At 36.4% G+C, this 19,139-nt stretch carries 20 protein-coding genes; all 20 read right to left on the bottom strand.

Annotated elements, in window-relative coordinates:
* Nucleotides 1-308 precede the first annotated feature (308 nt).
* A complete protein-coding gene (locus M3O96_RS19280; protein WP_249723329.1) occupies nucleotides 309-1,397 on the bottom strand; it encodes a hypothetical protein in 1,089 nt (362 codons plus the stop codon).
* Nucleotides 1,398-1,584: 187 nt separating this feature from the next.
* The gene (locus M3O96_RS19275; RefSeq protein WP_249723328.1) at nucleotides 1,585-2,805 is read right to left on the bottom strand and encodes a hypothetical protein; all 1,221 of its coding nucleotides are present in this window, start codon (nucleotides 2,803-2,805) and stop codon (nucleotides 1,585-1,587) included.
* Nucleotides 2,806-2,814: 9 nt separating this feature from the next.
* Entirely contained in the window at nucleotides 2,815-3,423 is a 609-nt protein-coding gene (locus M3O96_RS19270) for a wbuO protein (protein ID WP_249723327.1), read from the bottom strand.
* A gap of 193 nt (nucleotides 3,424-3,616) precedes the next feature.
* The gene (locus tag M3O96_RS19265) at nucleotides 3,617-4,294 is read right to left on the bottom strand and encodes a haloacid dehalogenase-like hydrolase (RefSeq protein ID WP_249723326.1); all 678 of its coding nucleotides are present in this window, start codon (nucleotides 4,292-4,294) and stop codon (nucleotides 3,617-3,619) included.
* Entirely contained in the window at nucleotides 4,275-5,522 is a 1,248-nt protein-coding gene (locus M3O96_RS19260) for a glycosyltransferase family protein (protein WP_249723324.1), read from the bottom strand. Before M3O96_RS19260 ends, M3O96_RS19265 begins: the two co-directional genes overlap by 20 nt.
* Nucleotides 5,523-5,524: 2 nt before the next feature.
* Nucleotides 5,525-6,664, bottom strand: coding sequence for a glycosyltransferase (locus M3O96_RS19255; protein WP_249723322.1), 1,140 nt, complete (start codon nucleotides 6,662-6,664; stop codon nucleotides 5,525-5,527).
* A gap of 3 nt (nucleotides 6,665-6,667) precedes the next feature.
* On the bottom strand, nucleotides 6,668-7,510 hold the full coding sequence (locus M3O96_RS19250; RefSeq protein WP_249723320.1) for an FkbM family methyltransferase: 843 nt from the start codon (nucleotides 7,508-7,510) through the stop codon (nucleotides 6,668-6,670).
* The gene (locus M3O96_RS19245; RefSeq protein WP_249723312.1) at nucleotides 7,511-8,380 is read right to left on the bottom strand and encodes an alpha-1,2-fucosyltransferase; all 870 of its coding nucleotides are present in this window, start codon (nucleotides 8,378-8,380) and stop codon (nucleotides 7,511-7,513) included.
* A gap of 11 nt (nucleotides 8,381-8,391) precedes the next feature.
* Nucleotides 8,392-9,381 (bottom strand): glycosyltransferase family 2 protein, encoded by a 990-nt coding sequence (locus M3O96_RS19240; protein ID WP_249723311.1) that lies wholly within the window; start codon nucleotides 9,379-9,381, stop codon nucleotides 8,392-8,394.
* A gap of 71 nt (nucleotides 9,382-9,452) precedes the next feature.
* Nucleotides 9,453-10,373, bottom strand: coding sequence for a glycosyltransferase family 2 protein (locus tag M3O96_RS19235; RefSeq protein WP_249723302.1), 921 nt, complete (start codon nucleotides 10,371-10,373; stop codon nucleotides 9,453-9,455).
* A 36-nt stretch (nucleotides 10,374-10,409) separates the two neighbouring features.
* The gene (locus M3O96_RS19230) at nucleotides 10,410-11,204 is read right to left on the bottom strand and encodes a glycosyltransferase family 2 protein (RefSeq protein WP_249723301.1); all 795 of its coding nucleotides are present in this window, start codon (nucleotides 11,202-11,204) and stop codon (nucleotides 10,410-10,412) included.
* Nucleotides 11,204-11,959, bottom strand: coding sequence for an FkbM family methyltransferase (locus M3O96_RS19225; protein ID WP_249723300.1), 756 nt, complete (start codon nucleotides 11,957-11,959; stop codon nucleotides 11,204-11,206). The genes M3O96_RS19230 and M3O96_RS19225 overlap by 1 nt, the downstream gene beginning before the upstream one ends.
* 25 nt (nucleotides 11,960-11,984) lie before the next feature.
* Nucleotides 11,985-12,944, bottom strand: a complete 960-nt coding sequence (locus M3O96_RS19220; protein WP_249723296.1) for a glycosyltransferase family 2 protein — start codon at nucleotides 12,942-12,944, stop codon at nucleotides 11,985-11,987.
* Between the two features lie 42 nt (nucleotides 12,945-12,986).
* Nucleotides 12,987-14,090 carry a DegT/DnrJ/EryC1/StrS family aminotransferase gene (locus M3O96_RS19215; RefSeq protein WP_249723294.1) on the bottom strand — a complete coding sequence of 368 codons (1,104 nt, stop codon included), beginning with the start codon at nucleotides 14,088-14,090 and terminating at the stop codon, nucleotides 12,987-12,989.
* Nucleotides 14,091-14,093: 3 nt separating this feature from the next.
* Nucleotides 14,094-15,023 (bottom strand): glycoside hydrolase family protein, encoded by a 930-nt coding sequence (locus M3O96_RS19210; RefSeq protein WP_249723292.1) that lies wholly within the window; start codon nucleotides 15,021-15,023, stop codon nucleotides 14,094-14,096.
* Nucleotides 15,020-15,700, bottom strand: coding sequence for an acetyltransferase (locus M3O96_RS19205; protein WP_249723291.1), 681 nt, complete (start codon nucleotides 15,698-15,700; stop codon nucleotides 15,020-15,022). The genes M3O96_RS19210 and M3O96_RS19205 overlap by 4 nt, the downstream gene beginning before the upstream one ends.
* A gap of 4 nt (nucleotides 15,701-15,704) precedes the next feature.
* Nucleotides 15,705-16,475 carry a class I SAM-dependent methyltransferase gene (locus tag M3O96_RS19200; protein ID WP_249723289.1) on the bottom strand — a complete coding sequence of 257 codons (771 nt, stop codon included), beginning with the start codon at nucleotides 16,473-16,475 and terminating at the stop codon, nucleotides 15,705-15,707.
* 5 nt (nucleotides 16,476-16,480) lie between these two features.
* On the bottom strand, nucleotides 16,481-17,452 hold the full coding sequence (locus M3O96_RS19195) for a GNAT family N-acetyltransferase (protein WP_249723287.1): 972 nt from the start codon (nucleotides 17,450-17,452) through the stop codon (nucleotides 16,481-16,483).
* Entirely contained in the window at nucleotides 17,443-17,853 is a 411-nt protein-coding gene (locus tag M3O96_RS19190; protein ID WP_249723285.1) for a sugar 3,4-ketoisomerase, read from the bottom strand. The genes M3O96_RS19195 and M3O96_RS19190 overlap by 10 nt, the downstream gene beginning before the upstream one ends.
* A complete protein-coding gene (locus M3O96_RS19185) occupies nucleotides 17,843-19,138 on the bottom strand; it encodes an ABC transporter ATP-binding protein (protein ID WP_249723283.1) in 1,296 nt (431 codons plus the stop codon). Before M3O96_RS19185 ends, M3O96_RS19190 begins: the two co-directional genes overlap by 11 nt.
* Nucleotide 19,139 lies beyond the last annotated feature (1 nt).

The following is a 19,139-nucleotide window of genomic DNA, read 5'->3' as shown; positions in this document are numbered from 1 at the left end:
CCATGCCTGAGGCGATATATTCAACCCTATTTCAACTTTATTTCCACCATATTTCAACCTTATATCAACCTTATCTCAAAATCAATATCCATCAATATCCAATATCCACTAATATCTATAACAACCTTATCTCAAAATCAATATCCATCAATATCCAATATCCACTAATATCTATAACAACCTTATCTCAAAATCAATATCCACCAATATCCAATATCAACTAATATCAATTATTTGAATTTATTTCTACCTTATTTCAGAATAAATATCCACCAATATCCAATATCAACCCTATTTCAACTTTATTTCTATCTATTTCTAACATATTTCGAAATCACGAATACCCCTGACAGATACAGAAACACCACATAAGTACTCCTCATCCTCACCATTATCCCCAGATTATTCAAGGTCATGCAATACACCACCCCCATCAACACCATCACCGCCAATCCCGCATAAAACACCCTCGGTATAACTATCGGGATCTTTCTGTACCAGCCATACACCAGTCCCAACACCAATCCAATCATTAAAATGAAACCTATGCTGTTTTCAACCACAGCCGCCAAACTCCAAATATCCCAAACTTCCCCCCAGAAAGGCCTGAAATAAAAAGTCCATAGCTTATTCCCCCATCCATAGTCATCCATCGGAACCTCCGACCCTGCCCCAAATCCCCTCAAAAACTCCATTTGCCCGGCATTGAACTGCCTCAGACCCTCCAAACTATATTCCTCCAGGTGCATTGCTAAAAAGATCCTGTCCAAAGCAAAAAATCCGGCCACAAGCACCATTGCACTGACTACGGATTTGACCGAAACCGAAATCCCATGCTGCAACAAGAAACAAACCCAAACCACCCCGCCCAACACCAATCCAGCAATAGGCCGCACCCAAAATGAAAGTACCACTCCGATTATGAGATGAATCCAAAACTTCGGAAGGTTATCCAACCCTTTCACTGCCAAACCCAACCCCAATATCAAAAGGGCTTCCTTGCCCACCCCTGCAGACCAAAAATGAAGATTGGGAAGAAAGAACACCCCCAACCAAGCCATTTCAAACCATTTGGAAGAAGTGACAGGCCAATACTTCACCGCCACCAAATAAATCTCCCTGATCCCCAAAAAGGAAATAAACCCATACAGCACATTGCCAAACAAAAACCCCGATCCAAATACCTCGGAGGGAATATAATTCAGCCATTGGATAAAAAAAGTGCCCCTACCCCAATACCCCATCCAACCCTCAGCACCTTGGGAAATATCGGCGGTCAAATTCCAATAACGGATGGCATCTCCCCCGTTTTCTTGCAGGTAAAAGTAAAAAACAACAGAAAACAGGATATGGTAAATCCACAAGAACTGAAGTCCTGTGGCCTGTATCTTGGACAAGCCTCTGCTTAAACTAACTTTCCGATTGGAAAAGGTGATTAGAATAAAAGTCAGAATAAGAAAAAGAGTGGACATCTTTTATAATCAAAAATTCTTATTGATAGCTATTCCTTGGTAGAAGGGAAGTTGGATATCTCAATTTCACTTTACAATTTTCAGAATTTGATTTAAAATCTCTTGAATTTTCCTATTTGGCTTGTTCTGGTCTTAGCAATACTTTTTCCTTATTTTTTGCCTGAACCTTTTTTATAAAAGTTTGATATCTCTCAAATACCATTTGATCATAGATGTAAATCAGAAAAAACAAAAAATAAATGAAGGTCATGTTTTTCATCCTCACCATGATACCGAAATTACTCAAGGCCCCCGCAAAGGAAATAGAGGCAATCAAGAATGTCAAAATCATAATTTTAACTGCATTGGGCGATTTTTGATACCCTTTGAGGGGATTTACTCTTGCAAATACGGCAACCGTCAGCAAAAGGGAGATCAGGTTTTCTACCGAATTTAATAAACTTGAAAAATTATGGGCATCAAAAAATAAGGGCCTATATAAGAATGTAAGCACCTTCAAAGGATACGGATAACCTGACATATCTACAAATGACTTCCCGTAGCTTAAATTTTCACTTGTGAAAGCAAACCTTCCTTCAATGCTTTCGGCACTCAACTCTTCTATTTTCAAGAATTTCAATACCTCATCAAAAATAAAAACAAAACCCACCATAGCGAACATAAAGAAAATTAGCTTGTAGGACAAATGAAGCTTACTGTCCAATATCAACAATACAGCAGCGGAAAATAAAACTATAAACGCCATGTGGGGCCTGACATGATACAACAGTACAGCACTGACCCCAACCAAAACCACATACTTCCTCAAGTCACGCATGCCATAAAAAAGCATACTCATAAACAAGAAAACCAGAGAATCCTTCCCAATCCCGGAAGACCAAAAATGGAGGCTAGGCAACAAAAGAATCAAAGGCCAAACCTTCACCCCAGAAATCTTAAGGTTCTCAATTTTGAAAAAATCCTGCCCCGCTAAGAACAACAAAACAAAAGCCCAAGCGGAAACATTGGCATATAAAAAGGTTCCTGTCCAGTAATTTAATTCCAATACTTTTGAAAAGGGATAGTTCAAAAAGAATACGAAATTATTGTGCGTACCGTAGGTATCAAACCAACTCTCAAAATTGAATTGCCTATACCTATCCCCCAAATTCCAATAAAAAGTCGTGTCGGTTCCTTGGGCAAACCAACCATAATAAAAACCAATTAGAACATGATAGTGAAACATTAATATGGAAAAGTTCAATCCTTTAGAATCTGTCCTTCCTTTCAAGAATTCAGAAAGAAGGATAAAATTTAAAATATAGAATACAGTCCCAACAAGAATGTCAAACATACAGATAAATTAAACTGAATCTCTTGAGTATTTGCCCAATTTAAGCAGTACAAAAATAACTACCCTGTAAATAAAAAAATAACCAATGGAATAAATCAATAATTGGGAAAAACCATAATTCAATACCAACACCAAAGACAGAATTAATAAAACTCCGTAGTATTTAACTCTGAATCCATCGAGAGACCCCAACCTTTTTTTAAACGTTTCAAGTTTATATTTTCCTTTTACTGAATGTTCTATCGTCCTGATAATTGGAAAAGACAACAACACTATCAAATAAGGTTCAAAACCATAATTCCGTCCTAAAAAAATGGCAGGGATCACAAAATATTTGACAACACACAAAACAAAATAGGTTAGGATATTTAACCTTGAGCGGATTAGATTATGAAAATAAAATGCTGTTCTTCCCAAACCCACAGCCACCAAAAAAATATAAATCTGTAAGTGAGTGAGCAGATTAAAAAGAAATATAAGCCAAACAACAATTACTAAAATTCCATATCGGATCCCCGAGATTTTATAGAAATTGTGCTGGATATAGAGTATGTCCTTTTGAGGAATCCTGATATTGGGATTTGTTTCATGCCTGATGGTCAGTGCGTCATTTTCCATGTATCCGATTTCATAAACCGACATCCACGAAAACAGAATCAGTAGAAAAGTAATAAAATTGGGGTAAAATTGGACTCCGTAAAAAACAAAAATAAACAGAAATAAATAAAATGGATAAATCCATATCAAAGACAAGGCTTCAGATTTCCTCTTTAACCTTGAGAAATAAAGGTAATGAAAGGGAATAATGAACTTAAGCATTAATAATTTGGCTTTTTGGATGATTTTTCAATAATGATTCCCACATCTTTTTTCTTTTCCTCTTAGATATTATATAAGCCTGTCCCGATAATCCGATCAATGAAATATCATCAAAATTATCCGTGACAACGACTAAGCTACTCGGATCTATCAAAGTATTTTCAAAAATCATTGATTCTTTTTTCCCCTTTGGATCATGATGAATTTGTCCTGTAAGCTTCCCTTTGCCATCCTCTTTTAAATTGGCCGAGAAGAAATCCTTGATAGACAAGTGTCTTGAAATAGCTTTTACTACAATATCAATGGACCCACTTGCCAGAATTAATTGATTACCTTTTCTTTTTGCATCCATTAATAAGTTGTGGGTAAACTCAACTTTCCTTGTTTCTAAAAATTCTTTGACAAATCGATCCGCATATTTTTCCAGCTGCTCAATACTTTCACCTTTAAGCTGAGAGATCAAAAAGCCTCTCAAGTCAGGTTTAAAACCCAATTTAGATAGCAATACTACTATTGCTTTTGTTGGAGTAGAAAGAACTAACCGACAAAGAAAAAACTTTACTGAATTTGTTCTTTTAAAATAAAAAAGTAAAAAATCATAGGTTGTATTGGAATGAAACAAGGTACCACATACATCGAACACATATACCTTATTTAATTCCACTTGCATATTGAATTACTTTTTGATAAGTAAGACTGATTCTTTCCAATGAAAAATTTGAAGCTGCAAAGTCCCTCACTTCCTTTCTTTGGTTTTTACCCAATTTCATTTTAACCCATTGGATCAATTCAGGATGATGGGTGGGGCTAAAATCATGGATACAAAAAGCAAAATCTTTGCCCTCTAATAGCGTTTCCACATCCCCGGTTCCAGAATTATAAATCACATTCAATCCGGCACTAAGGTATTCTGAAATTTTAATAGGAGCGACTCCCTGAACAGAAAATGATGGTGTCCTAAATGAAATCCCAAAATCCGCATTTTCCAATTCCCCCATAACCTCATCCGGACTAACTGTCCTCACTTCCACAACAGAATAAAGAGTTGGAAATTTCTCTTGGATAAATTCCTTTACCTGATCTACCTGAAAGGTCAAAATCCTAAAGGAGGCAAATCCAATTTCCTCCTTGACCATTCCAAAAATCTGAAGCATCTCGCCTAACATGTATTGAGGTCCCGATGAACCCAGATAGACAAACTGACACCTTTCAGCATTTGAATCTGTGGTAAAAGCTTGAAGTTTGGAGGGTTTAAATGTCCCATTATTAACGACAAAAACTTTCTTGTCATTAAATTTTGCCCCAGCCCTGCTTGCAATGATAAGTTTTGCCTTCTCTGATCGACATATAATGGAATCGGCCAATTGATACCCCTTAAATTCAATATCCCTAAAATACCTGTACCGCAAACTTAAAGGTGAAAGTCCGCTGAAATCCACTCTTTCATCAAGAGGAAACCCATCAGCATCAAAAATAAGTTTGAGGTTTGGATTTTTGACTAATCCATGGACTATTGCCAAGGAAGTCACCGCTCTTGGCATAATGATTTCAATGCCGTGCTTCTTGATATATTTTTTGATTCTGAGAGTATCAAAAAAAACGGCTTTCAATAAACTTGTCAGGGGATATTTTTGGGAGGTCCGGAAAGCTTGGTATGGAATACCTAATTCTAAAAATTTTTTTCTCCTTTGCTGAATGAGTTCATTAGCACCCCACATAAATTGAACGATATGAAACTGAATTCCAAACCTTTCTTTTAATTCCTGAAAAATTGGAATAAATAGATTCTCGAGATAATTTACATGTGGACTGTCCCAGGTAACAAACAGTACCTGTTTTGGCGCCAAATGCTTTGTTTGAATTGTTTTTGAAGTACTGGAAGGATCAGGGTTGCCCATTTCTAATTTTTCTTGGTTTCGGCCAATAACCTGTCATAAAACCGTGTCAATTCCTTGGTGTAGATTTCAACAGAAAACCTGCTTTTGACATCTTCCATTCCCCTCATCCCCATTTGCTTTCTTTCTTCAGCATCCATCTCTACCATGGATTTCATCTGGGCCACCATATCCTCATGATCGTTAGGATCCAGTAAAAGTCCTGTATGGGATTTGATGATCTCACTAGGCCCACCGATTTTAGTAGCTACACTTGGCAAACCCAATTGCATGGCTTCTGCCAAGGACAATGAAAATCCTTCCGAAAATGAGGGCAAGATAAAAGCGTCCGCTGCCAACAAAAAACGATTTACATTGGCATGAAATCCTAAAAATTTTACCTGAGCTTCTACACCCATCTTGTGTGCAAGGGCTGTTAAACTTTCTTTTTCAGGTCCCTCTCCTATAATCCAAACCTGCACTTCTTTATCCATTACCCTTGTCTGCAGCTTTGACAAAGCCGTAATCAATCCATCCAGATTTTTGATCCCCACCAACCTGCAGGTAGTGATAAAAATAAATGGATCATGCGCCCCTCCCTTCAATTGCTTGATCAATGCATCTATTTTCTCCTTTTCCTCTCTAGGCAATTCTAATTTAGGCTTGCCCATGGGGTAGTAAATCACTTCAATTTTTTGATCCGAAGCTTCTCCCAATTCCATCAATACATTTTTGACCGCTTTGGAGATGGCGATGATTTTGTTGGCTTTGGTATAGGTCAACCGGAAAATCTGCTTCCAATAAGAATGGTGATTGGGAAAACCCACCTCCTCTCCTATCCTCAGTGGGGCCCCTGCCCACCAAGCAGCCCAAATTCCATGGAAATTCCCTTCTCCATTGGAACAATGCACCACATCAGGTTTTTCTTCTTTGAAAATCCGGATTAGTTTCCGGATCAGTTTAATGTTTGGGATTTGGGGATTCTCATTCAAAACCATCACCTGATATCCCATTGCGGACAATAGCTTGCTGGTCTGTCCCCCCTTGCCCAAAGCCAAAAAAATCATTTGATAATCAGGATAAGCCAACATGCCATCGGCTGTCAACTCCATGTGTTTTTCTACCCCACCAAAATCCAACTCGGTGACTATTCTAAAGATTTTCATCGTCTATTTAGGTAGTATAGTTCTTTTTTTGTCAGCATCTATCGCCTTTGAAATGCAGAGGTAATTGGTGGTCTTAAATACTTCCAAATCCTCTGAATATTCCTGAATCGGAAACAATCCGTCCTTGACAATTCTGTAAATGTGATAGGAAGGTGAAAGCAGATAATAAAAATCCTGAAAAAATGTCCTCGAGTCGATATTACAGCCCCCAAATTCAAATTGGATCACATGGATCTTTCCGGCTTCAAGCATTTGCTTAGCTCCTTTCAGCACAGCGAGTTCATGTCCTTCCACATCGAGTTTCAAAAAATCAATTTCTGATATGCCGTTTTCCTGACAAAAGCCATTTAGGGACATTACCTCTACTAGCTCTGCTTCTTTGGTTTCTATCCCAAAGTGGTCTAATTTTCTATCATACAAGGAAGCCAACCCCGCTCCTTTTTCCGGGTAGAAAAGTGTCAGTTGAGCAGCTGATTCACCCAGGGCCTTTTGATGAAGAAAAACTTTAGCCTGTTTTCCAACCTTCTCCTGCAACATCTCAAATGTATGCTTAGAAGGTTCAAAGGCATGGATGATAGCATTCTCTTGAAACAGCTCTTTGAGCAAGGCTGAATAATCTCCTTTATTCGCTCCGACATCAAACAAAACCAGATCACTTTTATGTGAAAATAAAGACCTCACCTGCTCAAGTGCCGCTAGCTCACCACTCTCGTCTATGTCCCATCCACCACCTATGTTCATCCCTGATAAACCCATGCGATAGAGGTACTGAAAAGTAGGCTGGTATTTTTGTTTTCCTTGATGCTGACTGAGCGCATACTTGATGACTTGATTGAGTATTTTCATCTAAATAATGATCGATTGTGGTTGGTAAAAGGCCTTTTTGTCTTCATATATTTTTTGGGCTACTTCGTCATTGTACCACCTTTTTGGTTGGATAATGATCTTATTTGGATTGGGATTTAATCTGGAAGCCCACCAACTGAAGGTGCTATTGGCAATCACCTGATGCTTGCAGGATTTCAATAGGTCAAATTCCAGATAGTCTTGATGTCCACACAATTCCCCTGCAAAGACCGCATTTTCTAAAAACGGCATATTTGCTTTAACCCATTCCTGATCATCTGAAAACACATAGAAAACAGGCTTATCTACCTTTGAATAGATAAGCTTGATCGCAGATTCATAATAGCTGACCGGTGTCAGGCCAAAGTAATGATTGTATTGGGTATTGCTGGCGTAGTCCCCTCTTCTGATATGAATGCCAACTGAATTCACCGCCTTGACTTGACTTTTCTCTTTTAGATATGCCTTACTGGTGAACTTCGGCTTCAATTCTAACTCCTGGGCCACTTTATCTACAAAGTCATCAAAATACCCATTCCAAGTCCAGTAGCCCCTGAGGTACAAATTCTTTGTTGGAGGAATATCTAGCCATTCATTGTTTGGTTCTTCTATATAATGATGATGGAGTTTGATAGGCGAAACTTGGTCTAGTTTTTTTAAATAAGGTTTGGACAAAAAATTGATCAGCTTCTTGGGTAGGTGTTTAATCTCAATCTGGAATTTATCTAAAATAAAATCCCGCTCTCTAAAAACACTATAGGTATGAATATCTGACCCGAGAAAGGTACCCTTTTCGGCCGCCAATTTTCTCCCATGTACATACTGGAAAATCTGGTTGCCAAGTCCTCCCAAAAATTTTATGATGATCATCTAAGAGCAGTTTATTTTAAATGATACCACTGAATTAATTTTTTATATAAATAGGGCAATTTTAGATCATGACATTCATAGTAAGAATAAGCATCTGCCATTTTTCTGGCCAACTTCAATTGAAAGTAAGGATGCCTCAGATTAAGTCTTCTTTTTAAAAGTTCTCGGATCAAAAAAAGATTGGTTTTGCGATAGCCATCATAAGGAATATGCACTATACAATCCTTAAAAACTTGGATGTGAAATTTCCAGCAGGAGAATACGCCAAACACTAACTTTCGGCAGTATTGAATATTGGCTTTTTCATTTTCAGTCCAATGATTTAAAACTAATTGAGGAGCAACTCCAGCTGAATATCCCATCAAAAGCGCACAATAAACAATCTGACTATCCTCCCCTGAAGCCAACGATTCTCCACTTCGGTGGGTGGAAGTCATAACACCTGATTTTACCTTTTCAAGGTATAACTTTGCTACTTCATTTTTTAATATAAACCCTGTTCCCGAAGGATAATAGGAAGTCCAATATTGGACATTTCCGAATTCAACTTCCGTATGTGCCTTCTCTTGAAAAAGCCATCTTTGAGAAGAAACCCAATAAGGTACATCAGATACAAATTTAACTTGAATAGTGCCGGGACCCCAAACCCACACTTGGGGATATAATTTGATAAGTTCATGAAGCCGCAGCAAATAATCAGATTGGATTACATTGTCGTCATCGATAGATACTATGTAATTCCCTTTACATAAAGCATATCCATTTAATATAGACTGTACTTTTCCCTTTTTTTCTGTGTTCAATACTTGGAGTGAAGGCAAAAGTGCTGCATACTCATCGATGACTATATCTTTCCATCCATTTTTACTATTGTTATCAGAGATGATATACTCCACTTTACAGTCTTCAGGTATTTGAAGCTTATGCACAGCATCCAACACTTTTCGGATAATAACAATATTAGGATTGTAAGTGAATACGATAATAGAGAAATCTACCAAAATAAAAATAAGTCTAAAGTTCTATCAATCTAATTTAAGTAATTGTTTTTAACCCTTATTTTAAATATTAATCATGTGAAAAGTAATTTTGTAATTAATAGTGAATAATATTTAGGATAAAAATAAAAGGGTAATTTAGGAAAAAAATATCTTAATCTCCTCCTGCCACCAATTCTATGCATTAAAAACACATATTCTACTAGATGATTATAAACCTTTCGATCCTTGAAACCTATTTCCCTTTTCCCATCAATTTTTCTTGCAAAATTTATACATTGAAGAGCCTCTCTTAGCCTTTGGGATTCTTTATCAAAAGACTTAAATGCTCTTGTAGTTTGTTCATGAAACCTAAACTTATTTAACGGTTCATTATAATATTTAATTACACCACCTTGAGAAAGTAAATAAATCCAAAAATACCAGTCACCTGCAAATTTCATATCTTTAATTATTTCAGGAAAGCTAGGTGGTTTTCTAAAAATAACGGCACTTGCGTTAGGTATGACCGTACTAATACTTAAATAATGGGAAATAAAACTTTCTGCAATTATTTCAAAATAAGATTTAAATTTTTCTTCGAAGACAGATATTTGATTAAAAACACCTAAAGGAGTATCCTTATTATCAATATAAAGAGATCCACAGAAACTTAATACTACTCCATTGTCAAAACCAGACATTAATACTTCCAAAAAATTTTCTTCCGCTAAATCGTCACTTTCAGCTATCCAGATAATTTCTCCTTTTGCCAATTCAATTCCTTTTTGCCACTGACTAAATGGACTTCCTGAATTAATATTATTTCTAATACAATGACTTACTTTTGGATGAGTTTTAAATTGTTTTAAAATTTCCCAGCTCTCATCAGTGGAACAATCATCCAACAAGATTATTTCAAAATTTATATATGTTTGGTTTAGAATGGAATCAATTCGATGCCGAACGAATTGTGCATGATTGTAGCAGGGAACAATTATGGAGATACTCAGCATTTTTTATAAATAATGTAGTTGATAGTAAATAACTAATTATTTGTTGGGTGTCAGTAGAATGTTGGGAATATAATATAATAGCCGGATAATCTGCATGGTATTTCGAAACTTTAATTGATTGATTAACTCTCGCTTTATCAGAGAGAGTTTTTTCCTAATCTGAAACTTTTTTTTAGAATAAAGAAGATAGTTCAACATTTTGTCTCTCTCAAAAGTCACGTCGGTGAATACGGAACTAAAGCCTCCAGGAGAAAAGTTGGCAATTACTTCGTCAATAAAAAAATGATGAATGTCTTTTGATAACATCCAACGCATATTATGATCCCAGTCTGCGTATGACTTATAGCGAATATTAAATTTACCGATCCGTTGGAAAAGTGATTTTTTTATGAAAATCGATTGATGACAGATGTTATGGTAAAAAATTTTATCCTCATCAAACAAGCCATCATAAATCCCATTGAAACCAGTACTGTAAACGTTTCCATACACAACATCCATTTCTGCACGAATTGCTAATTTTATCTTATTGAGAATATCATTTGAGTACAACCAGTCGTCACTACCCAAAAAATATAACCACTCTCCTTTTGCCAAATCCACACCCTTATTCATGGCATCGTAAATACCGTCGTCGTATTCGCTAATGATTTTGATACGTGGATCATTGTAATCCTTTGCAATCTGAACGGTATTATCTTCCGAATTGCCATCCATAACCAATACTTCGTAATTTTTATAGTCTTGATCAAGTATGCTTTCTAACGCTTGAGAAAGTGTGCTTGCGGAGTTGTAGGTTGGAAGTATAATTGAAAATAAAATATCACTCATTAGGTTTTAGGTGACGAAGATTTTAAAAAGACAGCATCTGCTTGTAGTATTGAATTATCCTTTGATGAAATTAATTGTTCAACATTCCCGAAATATGCAAAACCCAAGTTCAAAAGATGTTGGTAGATATCATGAAACAAGGGCTGCCCCTCATATAATGGATAGAAGCTGGTTTCGATAATGATAACATCTGCCTGTGATAGAACATTTTTACCTCCCATTAAAACAAACATCTCATAACCTTGTACATCAATTTTTATCAGTAAAGGTTTCGGTATACTTAATGGAAAAAAGCTATCAAGAGTGCGTACCTCAATTTTATCTGGTATGGTTTGGACTGCATATTCAAAATTGGTTTTATGCAAGTCCGACATCGGCAATAAAGATGAAGAAGGGGAGTATTCATTTACAAAGATGTTCACTACTTTTTCAATATCACCCAATCCGTAATTATAAAACTTTACTTTTGGTATGTACGACAAATTTTTCTTCAGCAGATTAAACACACTTGAAATAGGTTCAAAGCAATGAACATCAGTGTTTGGAAATAGAGTTAATATTTTTTCAGTAAATTGGCCTTCGTTTGCACCGATATCAATTATACTATTAAAATTATAGGGCAAAAGCCAACGAAAACGTTCAGCCTCTTTAAGAATAGCGTTTCTTCTAAAATCCTTATTCGAGTTTTTATTAATCTTAGTCACCTTATAGCCAAGACGATTAAATATATAGAATAGACCATTTTTTATCATCATATAGCAAGATTTAAGAAATCAATTTTTATTTAAACCTCAATACCCACAAGAGATATCGTTCAAATGAGGGGAACATAAGACTCATCCTTAGTATATATAACTCAAAGCGATGTGTTATCCCATACATATTCTTTAGAAATTCCTTTTTATCTTTAATGGAGAAATCAGATCGACTTGTTAATAATTTATAATATTTCCAAACTCGTTGAAAGATGAGATCTTTATCTTCCTTTGTGTTTTTGGGATGATTATAATACTGTAGCAACATTTTAGCTTGAGACTTCCACACTTTAAATATTCTGGCCTCCGTCCAAGTTGTTCTTCCTATGGAAGCTTCGTGATACCTATACCAGCCATAGACTTCTCGAACACCCAGAATATTAAAATTCCGTGATAATCCTAATTGCCAATCCCAATCTTCGGAAATTATTTCAGTGTTAAATTCATAATTTAATTTCCTAAAATGCGCTAAACTTATCATTGAGGCCTGAATAAAAAAATAAAAATCTCTGACAACTTCCTTAAATATATTTCCTGACGGAGGTATAAAATCCTTGCCTCTATAATTTTCAAACATAGAATCTTTTAATACTTTCCGATCTTTGTCAATCATTTTTGTATCACCATAGATTAAAGCATAAGATTCATCCAGGTCTTCAAACATATTGACACGCTTTATCAGTGTAGCATCTAACCAAAGATCATCAGAAATCATAACAAGGTATTTACCTTGAGCCAAGTTAAAAATCTCTTGCAATCCAAATTGAACGCCTTTATTTACTATGTGTTTTATAAACGTGCAGGAGTAATTATTAACCAAAAGCCACTCTTCTATAACTTGAACTGAATCATCTTGCGAACAGTCGTCAATAATGATATGCTGAATATTAGGATATCCTTGCTGCTTAACACAATCCAAAGCTTCAATAACGTAATGACCAGTATTGTAAGAGAGCGTTCCAATTGTTAGCAAAGGCAATGACATCGTTATCTTAAGAAAATTAAATTAATTTAACCTCAACTTCTATTAAAATAAATTAATAGCCTCTTTGACATACATCAAATCATCTTCTGGTATTTCAGGCCAAATGGGTAAGCTTAAACACGTATCCGATATTTCCTCAGTAATAGGGAAATAACCTTTTTTATAGCCAAAATCATTATATGCACCTTGCAAATGAGGAGGAATTGGATAATGGATCACGGTTTGAACTCCCTCTTTAAATAAAAATTTCTGCAACTCATCCCTCCTTTGAGATCTTATAACAAATAGATGCCACGCATGTCCATTTACATTATGAATTAATGGCAAATTAATCGTTGGATTGGTTATGGATTTTGTATAAATCTCTGCAATGCTTCTTCGCTTTTCATTATCCTCATCCAAATACTTAAGCTTGATCGTTAAAAAAGCAGCCTGCAGTTCATCCAATCTTGAATTAATCCCTTTAAACTTGCATTTGTATTTTTCTTGTGAGCCATAGTTACGATAAGCTATTAAAACTTCGGCGAGTTCATCATCATTTGTTGTAATGGCCCCACCGTCACCCAATGCACCTAAATTCTTTCCCGGATAAAAACTAAACCCACTGGCATCACCCAAATTACCACAACGCTTTCCTTGATAATAAGCTCCATGAGATTGAGCCGAGTCTTCTATCACTTTTAAATTATGTTTTAGTGCTATTGTATTGATGGCAGTCATGTCGCATACCTGACCATAAAGGTGAACAGGCAAAATAGCAACTGTCCTATCAGTAATCCTTTCTTCAATCTTAGAGCTATCAATCAAATAATCATCCAGTCGCGGCTCAACTAAAACCGGTTTCAATCCTGCTTTAGAAATGGCAAGGATGCTGGCAATGTAGGTATTGGCCGGTACAATCACTTCGTCTCCTATCTTCATCACACCCAGCTCTTTGTAGGCTTCCAATATTAGAATCAAAGCATCAAGTCCATTGGCCACCCCAATACAATGTTTTACGCCACAGTATCGGGCAAATAGCCTTTCAAATTCTGTTAGCTTTTCTCCGAGGATAAACCATCCTTTTTTTAAAAGCTCGTCCAACTCATTTTTAAAAGCCTGCTCATGCCGGATATTTATTTTTTGTAGATCTAAAAATGGAATCATACCTTATTCTTCAACTAATTCTGCAACACCAAAACCCGTTTCCCCATTGTTATTACCGTTATAAAATAAATAGGTTTTATCATGCACGGTAATTACCGCGGGGTAGCATATCATTTCTGAATCCCAGCCTTCATTTGAAACATCGATACCTATTTGACTGTCTTTTCTTACCCAGTCACAACCATTATTAGATTCAGCGAAACCCAATCGATACGAAACTGATTTTCTTCTAATGGAATAGAATAATTTATAATTATCCTTGTCTTTAAAAATATAAGGTCGTCCAAATCCAAATTCGTCTTCATGTAAGTTAAAAACAGGATCCTCTGAAGTATCCCAAGTTTTTCCATCATTAGATTCTCCGTATTTTAATTCATAAATAGGCATTAACTTATTTTTATGTACCTCTCCCTCTATCATCTCCCATTTTTTACCAGCGACATACCACATTCTGAACTTTCCAGCTTCATATAATACTGTCGGAGCCGATCGTAAATCCAGCTCTGTATCTATCCTCTCTAAAACTGGTGTTTGGGAATTTCTCTTAAAAGTTTCTAAATCTTTGCTTATCGCCAATCCACTCAAAATTGAAAAAGGTGTTCTAAAATGTCGTTGATATCCGGCATAATACATGAAATAATCCGAATCTGTTTTTATCACTGATGAAACATTAACCCCACAGTCATCAAAAGCCCCCTTAACCCCTACATCCAAAACAATATTTTTAGGATTAAATATAATGTTTGTTGGTTGTTCAGGATCGAGGTCAATATACGTGATTCTTCCAAATTTCTGCTCGCAGGTAGTAGCAAAAAAGACCCGAATTAAATCCAAATTATCTAAGTAAACCGGTGTAGGTAATATGGCATATAATTGATTCCACCATAGTTTTTTAGAGGGTGCGCAAACCAATCCTAATTTCTTCCATTTCATAATTTATCTATTCCGAACCGCTCATAGGTGGTGGTCTCATCACTATGTGTGGGTGCACCTTTCATAAGCGAACCATCTTTTACCGGACGAACAATATGAACCGCTGACCCAATTAAGCAATCATTACCAATGCTGAGGTTATTTCCCATTGTGGAATTTACCCCCATAAAATTTGCATCACCAATTTTACAGAATCCCGATATCACCACATGCGAGGATATGAAATTATGAGAACCAATAAGTGAATGATGACCGATATGATTCCCGCTCCAAAAAACATTGTTATGTCCTATCTTTACAAAAGGCTGAATAGTGTTGTCTTCAAAAACAAAGCAATTATCGCCAATTTCCACATTATGCCATACAAATGCACGACTACTTACGTAATTGGCTAATGTGTAACCTTTAGCCTTGGACTCATCATAAAATTTCATTCGCGCCCGGTTAAGATTATTGTAGACGAGCGCAATATGCATATCATGGTTTATCGGACTGTAAGTTTTTTCAATAGTTTCAAATGCTACGATTGGAAGGCCAAAAAGCGAATCCCTTTTCAAGTATTCAGTGGTAACTGTAAACGCCACAACTTCATATTCAGAATCGTGGGTAAAATATTCAAATGCTATTTCCGCAAATGCACTATCTCCAAAAATTATCAACTTCTTATCTTTAACCATAGCCTTAGATTTTGTAAATGACTAAATCCTCTCTTCTATTATGGAAAGGCAATGTTGACGGCTGGGGCAAAAGATAGGCTTCAAACCCAAAGTTTCGGTACCGCTGTACAATGCCCATCAATACACCGTCATCGATATGGGTGGGCTCCAGTTGCAAATGATTCACTTCAGGTAAAGTATCCGTCCCTGTAAAGTTCTTATGGAATTCGATGCCTGTTTGCGTTGAAAAGAACCGTTTGCGTTTAGTGATATTAGGAATATCTCCAATAAGCATTTTTCCTCCGGGTTTCAATAATGACAAAGCAGTATCCAAAAATTTAAAGATGCATGTGTTGTAAAATACATAGTGAAAAATACTATACCCTACGATATAATCAACCTTGTTTTGATATTGATTTACTAAATCCAGAACATCATTTGGGAAATAACCTTCAAATTTCGTGATAGATTTTTTTGTCGGAAGTTGATCAAGCATCTCTTTGGAATCAACCAAAAGAATTTTAAAATTTAATTTATCACAATGATCAATGATCATCTTTGGCAAGTCACTACAGCCCGGGCCAATATCCAATAAAACACCCGATCCATTCTTATCCTCAAGTTGAAAATTCAACTTATTGATAATATCCTCAAATATAATATGCTCTTTATTTTCCCGATAGGCATCGGGAAATCCTACTTTCTGATATTGCGATAATGAATCATCTTTCGCCAGTTTTTTAAAATCTTCGAAAGTAAGATTCTTAAAGCGGTCAAAATCGCTTTGCTTATTCATAATTGTTATAATTGTAAGTGCATCGTTTCACGCAATACATTCCGTCCCCCAAAACCCTCCTTAAATCGAAATAATCCTTCATTGATTCCTTTGCCTGCATCAAAATTGGATGTTCCCAAATTCAAATAATGAAATCGCCTAGAGCAGGCCCATTGAATAATTTCATCAATTACAGCATTGAGTGGACGCAGTTCCTGAAATTCTGCATCAGAGCAAATGTATTGCGCATGCACCACAAATGGATTCTTAATGAATAGAACTATTCCAGCAACGATTTCCTTATCCACGCAAGCTACAAACAATTTAATTTTTTCATCACCCACCGACTCTATAAGTTGTATAAACTCTGGATAGGCGTGGGTAGGCAAAATCCCGTGCTTCTCTGAAAGGTTTTTTGTTAATACTTCCCAGTATCCTGAGTAGTCGCTGCTTTCTTTAATGGTCAAATTTTGCCGACCTTTCTTTATATTTCGTTTTGTAGAGGAGGTAAACGCATTGCTCACGATACTGTACTCTCCCAACTTAATTGTTGTCTCTAATTCTCGGTATAAAATTTCAAATCCGTGATACCACATTGCATAGTCTGTTTCATCACAAACTTTCGCATTAAATATTCGAAATGGATTTCTTATAATGATTTGATGAACTCCCAACTTCTTTGCCTCAATTTTTAAGAGCGCTACCATATCCACGGCTTCCTGCGCACCAATTAAATCACCCACGACAAATCCTCCATATGTGCCGCGAAGGGATGAATGAAGAATTCTCCTATCATTTTTTAAATATAGATTGCAGGGTATTAAAGCTACAATAGTGTTCTTTTTAACAAAAAGAAAAGAATTATCATCAAGTGCATTTTTTGGATTGTGATCATAGAAACTTCTGCTATGCAGGAACGTTCCGTTAATCGAGCCTAACACAAATTCATCCCACTTTTGTCTGAATGATTCAGTGTAACGGATAATGCCTATGTCCATCGCTTAAAGGAATTATAATCCCTGATATAATCTTCTTCTAAAAATAGGTCTGAAGCAAGGCAAAGCAATACAGCATTATGAGAAAACTGCATGGTTCGCCAATACAATTTTGGAATGTACAATCCAATATCCGGTGAATCCAAAACAAATTTGGTTTTTTGACCCGCAATGTTTTCCAATTCAAATTTTATACTGCCACTCACAGCAAAAATCACCTGTTTCAATTCTTTATGTGCATGGTGACCTCTGGTTACTTCGTGCGGTGCATAATAAGTCCAATAGACGCGTTTAATTTCAAAAGGCAATTCTTCAGCAACACTGATATACCCTAATGAGCTTGATCCCACTTTTTGAAAATCAACTAATTGAGGCTTATCAATATCTATTATATCAATTTTCATATTGTTGAATTTGTTTAGTTTCCCAAGAGCAAACGGGATGAATTATTCCGGGAAATTTAGCAAAATTAAATCCTCTGGTTTCAATAGCGTCTTCAATTTCCATGATTAAAATTTCTTCGTGACGATAAAGTACTTCTCTTTGGTTTAGTCCAAATAAGACATGAAAAATGTATCTTCTGGTATTTAATAAATTACACGGAAGAACACCACGAGTTCTATAAAGTCCTTTCATTAGCCCATTTTCCTTGTCACAAATCATCCCGAAATGGGTAACATGTACACCCTCACTGTCAAAAATATCTACCGTTACATCAACATTTCCATGGTCAAGCTGATTCAAAAAATCGAATTCCATCACAATATTATCAGCTGTTGTGATCGGTTCCGAACTCGGTTTATTTTCTGCAAATACCGCGGCACGTTTTAGGCGAATTTTATCATTTCCAGGTGCATCAATTCCTATTTCCCAGTTCTGTTCTGTAAGGTTATTTACTCCGCCTTCCCGGTATAATTGAATGATATCATTTACATTTCCTTCAGAAAGCAACTGCCCGTTTTCCAAAAGAATACCCCTAGAGCAAAGAGCTTTTACGCTTACTAAATTATGACTCACAAACAAAATGGTTCTACCCTCCCCTTTCCTAATATCCCCCATTTTCCCAATGCACTTTTTCTGAAATTCGGCATCACCTACGGCCAACACTTCATCCACGATCAAAATCTCAGCATCCAAATGGGCAGCTACAGCAAAAGCCAACCGTACATACATGCCGGAAGAATAACGCTTGACGGGGGTTTCCAAATACCGCTCGATTCCTGCAAAATCCACGATCTCATCCAAACGATGTTTGATTTCATGCTTGCGCATCCCCAATATGGCACCATTCAAAAATATATTTTCTTTGCCCGACAATTCAGGATGAAAGCCTGTCCCCACTTCCAACAAGGAGGCTACCCTACCTTTGATTTTAAACCCTCCTTGGGTGGGCGAGGTAACCCGGGAAAGAATTTTCAATAAGGTGGATTTACCGGCACCATTTTGTCCAATGATTCCCAATGCCTCCCCCTGCTGTACTTCAAAGTTGATGTCTTTTAGGCTCCAAGCAATGTTACTTTTTCCCTTAACACTTCGCACATTACTTTCCCCGATAATGTGGAAGGGATCTTCTTTGCCCAATATCTTGGTCGTCCACCAGCGCTGTACATCCCCTGAAATGGTATTGGTACCAAACTGTCCCAATTGATAAGCTTTAGAAAGGTTTTCTACTTTTATTGCTTTCGCCATC

This window comes from Aquiflexum sp. TKW24L, assembly GCF_023502205.1.
Taxonomy (GTDB): Bacteria; Bacteroidota; Bacteroidia; order Cytophagales; family Cyclobacteriaceae; genus Cognataquiflexum.
The sequence above is the reverse complement of the archived record's forward strand: the minus strand, read 5'-3'. Positions and strand labels throughout refer to the sequence as shown.